This window comes from Asaia krungthepensis NRIC 0535, from assembly GCF_025995175.1.
GTDB classification, from domain to species: Bacteria; Pseudomonadota; Alphaproteobacteria; order Acetobacterales; family Acetobacteraceae; genus Asaia; species Asaia krungthepensis.
Genome location: NZ_BAPV01000061.1, coordinates 41,327 through 54,480, shown reverse-complemented (window position 1 = coordinate 54,480; position 13,154 = coordinate 41,327). Strand labels below are relative to the sequence as shown.

At 57.9% G+C, this 13,154-nt stretch carries 14 protein-coding genes and 1 tRNA gene; 9 read left to right on the top strand and 6 right to left on the bottom strand.

Annotated elements, in window-relative coordinates:
* The first annotated feature begins 110 nt into the window (after positions 1–110).
* Both dksA and AA0535_RS14555 read left to right on the top strand, forming a co-directional pair.
* A complete protein-coding gene (dksA, locus tag AA0535_RS14560; RefSeq protein WP_127102762.1) occupies positions 111–524 on the top strand; it encodes an RNA polymerase-binding protein DksA in 414 nt (137 codons plus the stop codon).
* A 69-nt stretch (positions 525–593) separates the two neighbouring features.
* Positions 594–668: transfer RNA gene (locus AA0535_RS14555), tRNA-Thr, on the top strand.
* Between the two features lie 194 nt (positions 669–862).
* Here the strand turns inward: AA0535_RS14555 and AA0535_RS14550 are convergent.
* Positions 863–1,180: a type II toxin-antitoxin system HicB family antitoxin gene (locus AA0535_RS14550; RefSeq protein ID WP_264817377.1), complete on the bottom strand. Its 318-nt coding sequence runs from the start codon at positions 1,178–1,180 to the stop codon at positions 863–865.
* 199 nt (positions 1,181–1,379) lie between these two features.
* A complete protein-coding gene (locus AA0535_RS14545; RefSeq protein WP_264817376.1) occupies positions 1,380–2,582 on the bottom strand; it encodes an FAD-binding oxidoreductase in 1,203 nt (400 codons plus the stop codon).
* A gap of 455 nt (positions 2,583–3,037) precedes the next feature.
* Between AA0535_RS14545 and AA0535_RS14540 the strand changes: the two genes are divergently transcribed.
* Positions 3,038–4,141 (top strand): histidine kinase dimerization/phosphoacceptor domain -containing protein, encoded by a 1,104-nt coding sequence (locus AA0535_RS14540; protein ID WP_264817375.1) that lies wholly within the window; start codon positions 3,038–3,040, stop codon positions 4,139–4,141.
* Positions 4,141–4,587 (top strand): response regulator, encoded by a 447-nt coding sequence (locus AA0535_RS14535; protein WP_264817374.1) that lies wholly within the window; start codon positions 4,141–4,143, stop codon positions 4,585–4,587. Before AA0535_RS14540 ends, AA0535_RS14535 begins: the two co-directional genes overlap by 1 nt.
* A gap of 59 nt (positions 4,588–4,646) precedes the next feature.
* On the opposite strand, the gene AA0535_RS14530 is transcribed toward AA0535_RS14535, so the two are convergent.
* The gene (locus tag AA0535_RS14530; RefSeq protein ID WP_264817373.1) at positions 4,647–5,447 is read right to left on the bottom strand and encodes an SDR family NAD(P)-dependent oxidoreductase; all 801 of its coding nucleotides are present in this window, start codon (positions 5,445–5,447) and stop codon (positions 4,647–4,649) included.
* 131 nt (positions 5,448–5,578) lie between these two features.
* Positions 5,579–6,370, bottom strand: a complete 792-nt coding sequence (locus AA0535_RS14525; protein ID WP_264817372.1) for an SDR family NAD(P)-dependent oxidoreductase — start codon at positions 6,368–6,370, stop codon at positions 5,579–5,581.
* Positions 6,371–6,784: 414 nt separating this feature from the next.
* Here AA0535_RS14525 and AA0535_RS14520 point away from each other — a divergent pair, with 414 nt between their 5' ends.
* The 5 genes from AA0535_RS14520 (at position 6,785) to AA0535_RS14500 (ending at position 9,953) form a co-directional block, all read left to right on the top strand.
* The gene (locus AA0535_RS14520; RefSeq protein WP_264817371.1) at positions 6,785–6,958 is read left to right on the top strand and encodes a putative hemolysin; all 174 of its coding nucleotides are present in this window, start codon (positions 6,785–6,787) and stop codon (positions 6,956–6,958) included.
* A gap of 212 nt (positions 6,959–7,170) precedes the next feature.
* On the top strand, positions 7,171–7,749 hold the full coding sequence (locus AA0535_RS14515) for a hypothetical protein (RefSeq protein WP_264817370.1): 579 nt from the start codon (positions 7,171–7,173) through the stop codon (positions 7,747–7,749).
* 538 nt (positions 7,750–8,287) lie between these two features.
* On the top strand, positions 8,288–9,028 hold the full coding sequence (locus AA0535_RS14510) for an HAD family hydrolase (RefSeq protein WP_264817369.1): 741 nt from the start codon (positions 8,288–8,290) through the stop codon (positions 9,026–9,028).
* 164 nt (positions 9,029–9,192) lie between these two features.
* Positions 9,193–9,405 carry a hypervirulence associated TUDOR domain-containing protein gene (locus tag AA0535_RS14505; RefSeq protein ID WP_264817368.1) on the top strand — a complete coding sequence of 71 codons (213 nt, stop codon included), beginning with the start codon at positions 9,193–9,195 and terminating at the stop codon, positions 9,403–9,405.
* Complete coding sequence (locus tag AA0535_RS14500) at positions 9,402–9,953, top strand: hypothetical protein (protein ID WP_373319355.1); 552 nt, start codon at positions 9,402–9,404, stop codon at positions 9,951–9,953. Before AA0535_RS14505 ends, AA0535_RS14500 begins: the two co-directional genes overlap by 4 nt.
* A gap of 54 nt (positions 9,954–10,007) precedes the next feature.
* Here AA0535_RS14500 and clpA read toward each other — a convergent pair whose 3' ends face one another.
* Positions 10,008–12,344 carry an ATP-dependent Clp protease ATP-binding subunit ClpA gene (gene clpA / locus AA0535_RS14495; protein ID WP_264817367.1) on the bottom strand — a complete coding sequence of 779 codons (2,337 nt, stop codon included), beginning with the start codon at positions 12,342–12,344 and terminating at the stop codon, positions 10,008–10,010.
* Positions 12,345–12,460: 116 nt separating this feature from the next.
* Positions 12,461–12,931, bottom strand: a complete 471-nt coding sequence (clpS, locus tag AA0535_RS14490) for an ATP-dependent Clp protease adapter ClpS (RefSeq protein ID WP_264817366.1) — start codon at positions 12,929–12,931, stop codon at positions 12,461–12,463.
* Positions 12,932–13,154 lie beyond the last annotated feature (223 nt).

Below are 13,154 nucleotides of genomic sequence, written 5' to 3'. Positions count from 1 at the left end.
GCCAAACCAGCCATACCGTTTTGCTCAGGATACGGGTTTGGGCCTGTGTCCTCTCAGGGCGTCTTACGGAGCGGCAAGGTTCAAGCGATTTGCGTTAAGGACAGACGTGCATGATCACGCTCCCCCCGGATTATCGGCCCTCTGACGAAGAAGAGTTCATGAATCCGCTCCAGGTGGAGTTCTTCAGACAGAAATTGCTCCGCTGGCGCAATGATCTGCTCAAGGAAGCCAATCTGACGCTCGCCAGCCTGTCGGAAGGGGGCATCCACGAGGCCGATGTGACCGACCGCGCCAGCGTCGAGACGGATCGCGCCCTGGAACTGCGGACCCGCGATCGCGCCCGCAAGCTCATTGGCAAGATCAACCTTGCGCTCCAGCGGGTCGAGAACGGGTCCTATGGCTATTGCGAGGAGACAGGTGAGCCGATCGGGTTGCGTCGCCTTGAGGCGCGTCCGATTGCAACCATGTCGATTGAGGCGCAGGAGCGTCATGAGCGCATGGAAAAAATTCATCGCGACGACTGATTCTTTTACAAAAAAAGCGCTTTCGGGGCTTGCAGCTTTCAGGCTGAGAAGCTACGAAGCGCTCCAGTTGCTGCTGTAGCTCAGTGGTAGAGCACTCCCTTGGTAAGGGAGAGGTCGCGAGTTCAATCCTCGCTAGCAGCACCATGATTTTCCTGATAATTTGTCCTTGGCGGTCAAGCCAATTCTCGTCCATCCGGACGAGGAGTGATGCTGTTGCCTCGCTTGAGCGCGAACCATGGGGAAGTCTTACGCCAGCCTTTATTGCGAGACGTGCAACAACGTGTGTTCAGGCTGCCTGGCTGCCCACGGTAAGACCGTCACTCGCTGGCTCGGGCCTTTCATTCACGCGACCTGTCAGGGCTGATTGTCTGACCTGTGGTGAGAGTGGTGGCCGTATAGCCCCAGAGCCAGTCCGGACCGGTCCATTCGGAGCGCGCCTGCAACTGCTCAAAGGACGAGGGATCAGGCACAGGGCAACCGCGCTTTGTAGCGTCTTCGATCCACAACGTGATCGCCTTAGCCGCGTTACTCAATGCCTCATTGAAGGTATCGCCCGCTGAGAAGCAGCCCGGTAAGTCAGGCACAATCACGCCGTATGCTTCGGTTTCTGAACCGGCTTCGATGATAATGGGATAGATGATTGTGTCGTCCTCCAATATTTGGAGTATTTATGCAAAAGGGCGTCACCTGAGGCAACGCCCGCCCTGCGATACCGATTCTGCAAGGGAGTAGAGAGGCAGGGGCGACAAATAAGTGTCAGACGGGCCAGTCTCCAGCCAACAAGGAGCACATTCTCTCTTGATCGATCTCTCCAAAAAACCAGGGTGATGATATTCTTGTACCCGGTCGTCAGGCTCAGGACCGCCCTGAAGTAACCTCCTCGTCAGAGCCAAAAAACTCGTGATGGATCTGCTCTCGATTGACGCCCTGTTCGACGAGGCCGTGGATCAGATCGCGCTGGAAGCTCCTGGGTCCACAGACATAAACATGCGTCTCGGGGGTGACCCGGGACCTCACCCATGATGCTGAGATGCGCCCCTTGTGAGTTCTCTCCGTTGACGCGGCGCTTTTCGGGAGGCTCTCAAAGAGATCGATAAGCAGGGGAGAGGTCGTGGCTGAGAGATTAACGAGCTCGGACTGAAACGGCATGGAGCCGAGATCGTGGTCGCCATGAACAAGATGCAGGGGATGGGTATTTCCGCTGACCCGGGGAGCCAGCAGCATGCTCATGAATGGCGTGATTCCGATACCCGCGCTGACCAGCAGGACAGGAACTTCTGCCTTTCCCTCAAGAGTGAAATTGCCTGCCGGTGGCGTAACGTCAACTATATCGCCAACCGCTAGCTGGTCGTGAAACCAGCGAGATACCTGTCCATTCGGGTCGCGCTTGACCGAAATACGATAGCCTCGTGCGTCAGGGGCGCTTGAGATGCTGTAGCTGCGTCTCGTGTTCAGGCCGTCACGATCCAGACGGAAGGTAAGGAATTGACCTGGCTTGTGCATCAGAACCGGCTTGTCATCTGCAGGAACAAGCCAGAACGAGGTCACGCTGTCGGTCTCTCTGGTTCGTTTCTCGACGCGCAATGAACGCCAGTCGCGCCAGCCACCCTCAAGCGCTGCACGTTCCGCATAGACATCGGCTTCGCGGGTGATGAGGACTTCGGCGAGGAACCGGTAGGCGTCGCCCCAGGCCTCCATGATCGCCGGTGTTGCGGCGTCTCCCAGAACCGTCCTGATTGCGCCGAGTAGAGCTGCACCGACGACCGGATACTGATCTGCCTCGACCATGACGGCCACATGGCGCTCAACGATGAGATCGAGGGCGGCCTTTAGCTTTTCCGGGTGTTCTATATGGCGCGCATAGGCGAGAACCGCGGCCGCGAGAGCATGTGGCTGGCGCCCATTGGCCTGGTCCGTTTGATTGAACATGGCTGCAATCGCAGGATCCTGCATCAAGGAGGCGTACATGGTCTTCGTTATCGCGAGACCGTGGGCTTCGAGCGCCGGAATGGTGGCTTTGACAATAGCAGCCGTACCGGGGTGAAGGGGCCTGATCATTGGGCGACTCCTATAAGATATAAACAATATGCACCTTATAGTCTTGCGCTCGAAAAGGTGCAAACTAAATACACCTTATATGCAGGCTGCGGGCCAAGCTCTGACAACCCCTTGCAATCATCGCCACTGTGGAAGAAATGCGAGGTGAAGCCATGCGAGGTGATGACGGCTCGCCGCACCGGACGTTGAAACTATGAACCGACAGGGCCATGAGACACCGAGAGGAGCTTTGAGGGTTTGTTCCGACGCATAGTCGTCACGATAAAAACAGGGATTTCCCTATGCTGCTGACACATAGCTGGACAGGTCTCTCAGGAGACAGGCCAGCCGCCTCGCCGGTGTGTCCGCAGGCCGAAAGAGAGTCTGCGCAATAGGGTAAAATGCGTGAAACCCTCCCGGCGACATACCGTTTAACGCCGACGTGATGCCCTCCGGCAGTCACCGGAGATGGAAGTGTGAAGCAACGCGACGATTGGCACCTTACTGATGCGTTGGACTACGAGCATGGGCGCGGTGATCCTTTTGCCGCCGCCGTGCGAGCCACCCGTATGCCGATGGTCATTACCGACCCGCATCAAGATGATAATCCCATCGTATTTTGCAATGTCGCGTTTCAGGAACTGACCGGCTACGACCGTGAAGAAATCATAGGGAAGAATTGCCGTTTCCTGCAGGGGCCAGAAACCGATCCGGCCTCTGTCGCGCTGGTTCGCACGGCCATAGAGCAAGGTCACGATATCGATGTCGACTTGCTGAATTATCGCAAGGACGGATCGATATTCTGGAATGCGCTCTATCTGTCTCCGGTTCGAGACGCCGCGGGTGCAATACGGTTCTTTTTCGCCTCTCAGCTTAATGTGACGGAGCGCGTCGAGGCGCAGCAGATCATCAATCAGCAAAAGGCGCTTGTGGAGCGCGAAGTCGAACGTCGCACGGCCGATTTGCGCGACGCGCTTGAAGCCAAGACGATCTTGCTTCATGAGGTCGATCACCGGGTCAAGAACAACCTGACCATGATCGGCTCCCTCCTGCGCCTGCAGGCACGCAGCATCGATGACCCGGCCATTGTGGCGAAGCTCGACAATATGCTCGAGCGCGTGGATGCCCTGGCAGTCGTTCATCGACAGCTCTATCAATCCGAGGACATTGCGACCTTCGATATTGGACTATTCGCCGAAAGTCTCGCTAGGGACGTTATCGGGTCGAGTGGTCGCGTCGATATCAAGCTGGCGCTTCGAACGCGCTCGCTGATGGTCGATTCGGCCCATGCTTCGGCGCTTGGCTTGATTCTGAACGAGATCCTGACCAACGCGATCAAACACGGTTTCGCCGATGGGAGGTCCGGAACCCTTGCGCTTTTTACTGGGGAAGAAAGAGGGCAAGGGACGATCAGGATTTGCGACGACGGCCCGGGAATGCCCGCTACCAGGCGTACAAAAAGCATTGGTGCGGCACTGATCACGAGGCTCGTTCGTCAGGTTCAGGCTCAGGTGAAGTGGAGCGATAACGCCCCTGGCACCTGCGTCACGATTACCTTTCCTAAGAGCGAGACGCCTTGATGGCCGCGCCGATGGACGTGCTGATCGTCGAGGATGAGATGATCATCGCTATGGATATGGAGGCCCTCATCGTCGATTGCGGCCATGAGGTGGTGGGTGCAGCGGTTTCGCTTCAGGAGGTCGAGGCCCTGCCAGCAGATCTGAATCCGCAACTCGCTTTGGTTGATCTTCATCTGGCGCAGGGATCGAACGGTTTCGAGGTGTGCGAGCACATCAAGGAGCGCTGGCCCGAAGCGCTCATCGTGTTCATGACCGCCAATGTCTCAAAGATACCGAAAGATTACTCCGGGGCACATGGCGTGATCGCGAAACCCTTCTCTCATGCCGGCGTCGTCAGCGCGCTGCGTTACCTCTCCGAAGGGGTGTTCGATCCTCCGCCCTCCGTCCCCAGGCCTTCGAGCCTTGAAACCTCGGAGCATCTGCGCCAGCGGTGGCGCAAGGACTAGGAACTTGGGATAGACACGGGGCAGAACAGTGTGACACTGTCCTGCCCCGTGTCCCGCGCTCAGAGAATGCCGCCAGAAATGGGCAGGGTGACGCCCGTGATATAGCTGGAATCCTCGCTGAGCAGAAACGCGACTGTACCCGGGATTTCCTCAATATCGCCGAGACGACGCATGGGTACGCCAGCAACCATCTCCTTCTTCACCGTCTCCGGATCGGTGGAGAAATACTGGGTGTTGGTTGCGGCCTGCAGTTCGGTCTGACGATCCCACATGAATCCCGGCCCCATCAGGGCAGGCGCAATACCGTTGACGCGGATATTATGCGGGGCGAGATCCTTGGACGCGACCTGCGTCAAGCCGACCACACCGAATTTCGATGAGCCATAGGCGCCCATATTCGGAGGGCCCTGAAGTCCCGCCATGCTGGCTGTATTAACAATGCTGCCGCTGCGACGGGCTACCATGCGGCGCGAGACGGCACGCAGAACATGGAAGGCGCCCACGAGGTCAATATCCACCACGCGCTGGAAATCTTCCACAGGATATTCGTGAATAGGGGCAAAAGCGCCCTGATACCCCGCATTATTGAAAAGCAGGTCGATGGGGCCGACTGTCTTTTCGGCGTAGTCGATGGCTTCTTCAACACTGGTGTAATTGGTTACGTCGCAGACGACGGTCTTCACCTTGACTCCGTGCTCGGCAAGCGAAGTCGCGGCGGTATCGAGCTTGCCCTGATCGAGATCCAGCAGCACCACATGGCTGCCTTCCTTCGCAAGGCGACGCGCAACCGCGAGGCCGATATTGCCTGCGGCTCCGGTAACGAGCGCCGTCTTCCCGGCAAAGCGTTTCTTTTCACTCATCGGTCTTGTTCCTTGCAGGGACCGGCAGGGAAACCCTGCCTCCCCAAAACGGGTCTTCCTTCTCCATCAGGGGAGGGAGATTCTTTTATCCCGTCAATACCACATTGCGGGTAACGTCGCATTGCTATGCATCAAAGGGTTTTAAGCATACCGCCATCGACGAAATAAGAAGATCCAACGCTGTAGGATGCCTTGTCCGAGCACAGGAATACGAAGAAATGCGCGAGCTCTTCGGGCGTGCCGAAGCGTTTAATCGGGGCATGTTCATCGGCCACGGATTGCAGATAGGCTTCCCAGTCACCGCCGCTTTCGCTGGTAAGCTGCTTGGCCGTCTTGATCCAGTCCGGCGTCAGGATCAGGCCCGGATTGACGCAGTTGACGCGGATATTGTCCTTGATCACCTCGGTCGAGAGGGTCTTGGAGAACATCATCAGGGCGGATTTCGTGACGTTGTAGATCGGTTCATACCACAAGGGCTGTGCAGCACAGATCGACGCATTATGGATGATGGCACCGCCACCGCGTTTCTTCATGCTCGGCACCAGACCGCGGGCAAGACGAATGGCGGCCATGACATGCAGGTCCCAGTAGAACTGCCATTTTTCGTCTGTGGCTTCCATGATGGTCTCGTTGGACCCGGTGCCAGCGTTGTTGATCAGGATGTCGGCCCCGCCGAATTCGGCCTCGGTCCGATCGATGATGGCCTGAACGCCCTCGATCGTCGCGACATCGGCGGCAACAGGCAGGCAGCGCACACCATGCGCCTTCGCAAGATTGGCAGAGGCCTCATCAAGTCTTTCCTTATCCCGCGCGACCATGACGATATGCGCGCCTTCGCGGGCCAGCCCTTCGGCAACGGCCAGGCCGATACCGACACTGCCGCCGGTAATCACCGCAACCTTGTCTCTGAGACCAAGATCCATCGCATTCACTCCTGTCTGCTTTATGCCCCCGTTCGTGGTGAACTGGGGCAGGAAGCCAGACTGAACGAGGGAATGATCCGGGGAGGAAGAGGGAAGAACCCTCAAATTCCAGTGTAGTCGGACACGCTATGGTGAGAGCTGTCTCGCGCGGCTCCGAGGGAGGGGGGGTCACAGAGGCGGCAACCCGCGCCCCACAGTACCCGTTTTGCCATGTCCGATAGGGGGGAAGCACGTCGACAACCCTCGACGCCCCGCTTCTTATGGGTCATCTGTGACATGATTCACCTCACCCTGCAGGAAGGAAATCCCTTGGAGAAATCGCGCTTTACCAACCGGTCACTCATTCTTGGATGTTTTGCAGTTCTGACATTCCCAGGCTGCACAGGCCATTCTGCCTCGAAAATGAAAGTCGCGATGGCCAATCCCGCCTCGGTTTATTGTGAAGAGCAGGGAGGCAAGCTCGAAATCCGTCATGAGAAAGAGGGCGATGTCGGATATTGTCACCTCGCTTATGGACGCGTGGTCGAAGAATGGGTCCTCTATCGCGCGGCACAGAGACACGCCACAACTGCCCCCTCCGAACATTGATCAGGCTTTGCTGACGCTGCGGGACGTTCTCGTGAAGTAGCGGGGATGTGAAGAGAGGGAGTGAACAGCGCTGCTGGCAATCCGTTCTTGCCAAGGCGGGGAGGGTTGCAGGTCGTCACAATATTCCTGCGATCGTTGCGCCTGACCCTGAAATTGCCCATTGGGCCTGTCTCTGCAGCAGAGCGCGTTATCGTTCAGGGAAAGGGGATGTCATGCCCGCCCACGTCTTGCCGGATCACCTTGTCTCCATCCCACCCGCTCCTGTGCGAGGCGTTATTCTGATGCTCGACGGTCTGCTCGGGCAAGGTCCTCGGTATGGGTATGAGGGCGAAGATGACGGGGAGCCTCTGCTCATGCCTGGCGTCTCGTCTCTTCTCGACCTTCTGGACAAGCGTCATATTCCGAGGGCCATACTGGCTTCAGATGCGCAGGGTGCCGCGTTCGACGCGTTATCAGGTTCCGCGCTCGCCGACCGGTTTGATTGCATGAAGTGTTATGATGGTTCAGGGACGTTGGGCGGGTTCGATAAGGCGTTGTGTGACGCCATCACGCGCATCGGCGTTGTTCCCGAACTATGTCTGGTCATTGCTTCAGCAGAAGAAGAGGCCCGTGCAGCCATGTCCGTCGGCCTGCGCGTGATATGGGTCAATAATCACCAGAGCCGCGTCAAGTCGGCAGAACTGTCTATAGCTGATGCATCAGAAAGCGCTCCGACGCGGAGTAATGATGTGCTGGCTGCACTTCCCGATCATGCAAGCGTCCGTGCCTATCTCACGCTCTGCGCCCGGTAAGGGGAATGGATAGTCTGCGGTCTGTCTGTACAGGATCGCTGCCCTCACGCGCTCCGCCGGTATCTGGGGCAAATGCTACCGAAAATTCACCTCTGCGGCCTGAAACTGGACGGTCCCCGGCGCGCTCCCTGTTCAAGTCGAGCAGAATACCAGTTTTACCGGATCGCGCCGAAAGTCTGGCAGACTTGCTGGGTCTCGTGAGTGATGATTGAATCATTACAGTAAAGGGAAGAATGTTCTCCAGCATAGGAGAGATTCTTGCCCGATCAGTCATGTGCTCGTCATATAAGCGGATAATCAATCTGCGAACGCACGGGTAACACATACAGTGTTATCGACGAGGATAGTTATGTGATCTGTGCGTATTAGGGGATCGTCTCTTAGCAATCACCCTGTCGCGATATCATTTGTCATTTTTTCCTTGCAATCAGCGTCAGTATCCCTATCTTAGAGCCATACACACGATTTTGTGATTGCCCAAACCCTGAGTGCAGGACGTGCTGACTGGCGCGCGCACGCAACGAGAGAGGACAATATCATGACCGTAGCACCCGCTCACGCTACCGATATCCCCGCCGCCCTGCGCGAAGATGGCGCGCTCAAACTCGTCATTTTCGACTGTGATGGCGTGCTCGTGGATGGAGAACATCTCTCCACCGCCAAGATGGCGGAAGAGGCACGCAATTATGGGTGGAACCTCTCGAATGAGGAAGCCCACAAGATCTTCACCGGTGGCGAACTGGTCAAGATCGGTGAGCGGATCGGTCGCGAGACAGGCAAGGAAATGCCGGCCAATTGGGATATGATGATGCAGGATCGCATCGTCAAAATGATGGAGACGGAAGCCGAAACGATCGATGGCGCGCATGACATGCTGCAGCGTGTGCATGATCTCGGCTTGCCAATCCGTATCGGGTCCAACTCCTCCGGCGCTGAAATGGAAGCCAAGTTCTCGAGCACTGGCCTGGATGAATTGCTCGAAGAAGAGCGTATCCACTCCGGCCGCGATCTGGATATGCCCAAGCCGCGTCCTGACCTGTATCTGCACGCTGCGGAACTCGAAGGCGTGGGACCTGAGCATTGCATTGTGCTGGAGGATTCTGACACGGGAGCGGAAGCCGCCCGCCGCGCCGGTATGGCTTGCGTCCTTCTGCGCGACCTCAGCCAGCCCGCTCCTTCATGGCCTGGCCTGCTCCGTATCGGGCATCTGTCTGAATTCCCGAGAATTCTCAAGCAGATCCTGGACGTGCAGACGGCTCGTAGCCCTGTCGCGGCATAATCCGTCGCGCATCGGATTGTTGCATTAAACCGCCCGTCACAGGGCGGTTTTTTAACATCTGGATCCTGAAACGCGACGCAACATCGCCCCCCGCTGCCGCGTTCGGCCTGCTCACCCAAAGGCTCTCGCATGGGCGAGGTCCGCTCAAGGCAAGGACAGACATCATGTCGGCAAAGGACTTCAAGAAAGGTGACGATGTCACCTGGAAGACGAGCAATGGCGAGACCGAGGGGCATGTGGTCAAGAAGGTGACCAAGCCGATGAAGATCAAAAGCAATGAGATCAAGGCATCGAAAGACAATCCCAAGATCCTGGTAGAAAGCGACAAGACAGGGGCAAAGGCTGCCCATAAGCCCAACACGTTGCACAAGAAATGAGCGCCGCTCCGAAAGGATTTCCGCTCCACCCGATTGGGACGGACATCCGTCGCCGAACCGGTTCTTGGGTCGGTGCATCGGGCCTGGCTGTGCTGGGCCTGATTATCTTGGCCGGAACCCCTTATGCGCGGGCGCAAACCGCGGGAGGGGCGCCGACCGGGTTAGCCCCGACCCAATGCGACAACCAGAAGTTTCTGTCAGATCAGGCGGGATTCATGCAGACGGGACCCACACGCGTGGATCTGCCCGAGCATATCTGCGGACAGGTCCTGTCCATCACGCCGCGTTCGCGCAGGACACGCAGTGGGGTGCATGGTTACTTCATCCTGCAAACTGCGCCCGGTCATGGCATCCGTATCGTCTCCGACCTGGACAGAATGAATGCACCGAACTGGCCCTGGGTGAGGCCGGGCGATCAGGTCGACGTTGTCGGACGCTATTATTTCGATTCAGCGCGAAGCCAAGGCATAGACTGGACGCACCATGGTACGGGACGTCACTGGGCGATCCCCGGTTTCGTTCAGGTCAACGGCACACGCTACGAATGAGAAAGGGCGGTGGGGTAACCCACCGCCTTTTTCATACCGTACTGACTGAGCGCCTCAATTATCGCTGGTTGCCTCCGATTTCTCATCGGAGTCTTCCTCTCCACTCCTGGGGGCGGAGGGGGTGACTTCGAGGAAATCGAAATGTAGCGCGTTATCCTTGAGACCGATGCGTACCGCTCCGCCATTGGCCAGAGCGCCAAACAGAAGTTCTTCCGCCAGGGGTTTCTTGATGGTGTCCTGAATGACGCGTCCAAGCGGGCGAGCGCCGTAATGGCGGTCATAACCACGCTCTGCCAGCCATTCCTTGGCCGCCGAGGTAATCTCGATGGTCACGTGACGATCTGCGAGCTGCGCCTCAAGCTGGAGCACGAACTTTTCGACGACGCGGCCAACCGTCTCTGGCGTCAGATTAGCGAACGGAATGATCGCGTCCAGACGGTTGCGGAACTCGGGGGTGAATAGACGCTTGATCGCATCCTCATCCTCGCCCACGCGGTCCGTCCGCCCAAAGCCCACTGCCTCCTTGCTCAGATCGGCGGCGCCTGCATTGGTCGTCATGATCAGGATCACATTGCGGAAGTCGATCGTCTTGCCGTTGTGATCCGTCAGACGGCCATGGTCCATGACCTGGAGCAGGATGTTGTAGAGTTCCGGATGCGCCTTCTCGATTTCATCGAGCAGCAGCACCGCGTGAGGGTGCTGGTCGATGGCATCGGTGAGTAAGCCGCCCTGATCGAACCCCACATAACCAGGCGGGGCACCGATCAGGCGTGAAATGGAGTGACGCTCCATATATTCGGACATATCGAAGCGGATCAGTTCGACGCCGAGAGAGGCAGCAAGCTGCTTGGCCACCTCGGTCTTGCCCACGCCCGTCGGGCCGGAGAACAGGTAATTGCCGATCGGCTTTTCCGGATCGCGCAGACCGGCGCGGGCCAGCTTGATGGCCGAGCTGAGGGCCTCGATGGCCCGATCCTGACCGAACACCATGTTCTTGAGGTCGCGCGACAGCAGGCGCAGGGTCTCGCGGTCATCGGTTGAAACCGATTTGGGCGGAATGCGCGCGATCTTCGCGACGATTTCCTCGATATCCTTGAGCGTGACCGTCTTGCGACGCTTGCTTTCAGGCAGGAGCATGCGGGATGCCCCGGCCTCATCGATGATATCGATCGCCTTGTCCGGCAGCTTGCGGTCATGCATGTATTTTGCCGAAAGCTCGACAGCCGCCTTTAAGGCGTCATCGGTGTAACGCACCTTGTGATGACGCTCGTAATTGCCTTTCAATCCGCGCAGGATCTTGATCGTGTCGCTGATCGAGGGCTCAGGCACATCGATCTTCTGGAAGCGCCGCACCAGAGCGCGATCCTTTTCGAAGTGCTGGCGGTATTCCTTGTAGGTGGTCGAGCCGATGCAACGCAGCGTGCCCGCAGCCAGAGCTGGCTTGAGCAGGTTCGATGCATCCATCGCGCCGCCGGAGGTTGCGCCTGCGCCGATCACGGTATGGATTTCGTCGATGAACAGAATGGCGCCCGGTGTCTGGTCGAGTTCCGTCACGACGGCCTTGAGACGTTCCTCGAAGTCACCGCGATAGCGGGTGCCCGCAAGAAGTGCGCCCATATCGAGAGAGAAGATCGTCGCATCGAGCAACACTTCCGGCACGTCGCCTTCGACGATGCGCTTGGCGAGACCTTCGGCGATGGCGGTCTTGCCCACGCCCGGATCACCGACATAAAGCGGGTTATTCTTGGTACGGCGGCACAGAATCTGGATCGTACGCTCGACTTCACCGTCACGGCCGATCAGCGGATCGATCTTGCCTTCTTCAGCGCGCTTGTTCAGATCGACGCAATAAGCGGCGAGGGCTTCCTGCGGTTTGGCTGCCTTGCCCTGCTTTTCCTCGCGCTCGCCCTCTTCCTTGTCGCGCGACCCGGTTGGGGTACGGCGGCTGGAGCGATCCGGTGCCTTGGCAATGCCGTGCGAGATGAAATTGACCGCATCAAGCCGCGTCATGTCCTGCAATTGCAGGAAATAGACGGCATGGCTCTCGCGCTCGGCAAAAAGAGCGACAAGCACATTGGCGCCTGTCACCTCGTCACGCCCGGTCGACTGCACATGGATTGCGGCGCGCTGGATCACGCGCTGGAAGGCGGCCGTGGGCTTTGGCTCGGTGGGGCGGTCGGAGGCCAGCCCGGCCAGATCCTTGTCCAGAAACTCGGTCAGATCGCCGCGCAGTTTTTCAAGATCGATACCGCAGGCCTTGAACACTGTCACCGAGTCGGTGTCTTCGGTCAAAGCGAGCAGCAGATGTTCGAGGGTGGCGTATTCGTGGCGTCGCTCACCCGCGAGGGTAAGGGCGCGATGGAGCGTCTGTTCGAGCATACGAGACAACATGAGGGCGCTCCTTAGGATCAGGCGTGACGGGTCAGCATGACAGGATGTAGGCAAATAATGGGTTTGTAAAAGGGTCTCTCGTGCCGTTTCCCTGCCAGCTACAAACGAAAAAAGTTTCAGGCTTTCTCAATCATGCATTGCAGCGGGTGCTGGTTCTGGCGCGCCAGATCCATCACCTGGGTTACCTTGCTCTCTGCCACCTCAAAGGTGAAGACGCCGCAGACACCAACGCCCTTTTTGTGGACATTGAGCATGATATTCGTCGCTTCTTCCCGCGACTTCGAAAAAAAGCGCTCCAGCACATGAACGACGAATTCCATCGGGGTGTAATCGTCATTCAGCATCAACACCTTGTACATCGCCGGGCGACGTGTCTCGGGCCGCGTCTGCGTCACCACGCTGATGTGCGAGTCGTCTCCACCGCCGTCCTTGCCCGGCGGGTCGTCGGGGCCGGCTTCCTGGGAATCAACGGGATCGAGGGGAAGTATCGAGCCGTGAGGGGGTAGGGCTCCCGACACATAAGCAGGCGCCCCGGGCGCGGAGCCGGACGTCAGCGGAGTTTCTGGGGATGTGGCGCGGGTATCCATGGTCACGACCATATGGGATCGAATTGGGGATCGCAAAGATCTATCACCGCATAAAGCAGGCAAATCGCCGCATAACCCGCTCTTTACCTTATTTTTCCCGCAATTGGATCAGATGGTCGTGGACGACAGGAAATGTGTCTGTCTATGATGGGAAAACCGCCAGAAATCCGGGGGCACGAGTGACCAACTGCACGCAGTCCGAAAAGAAGAAGAACCTGCGCAA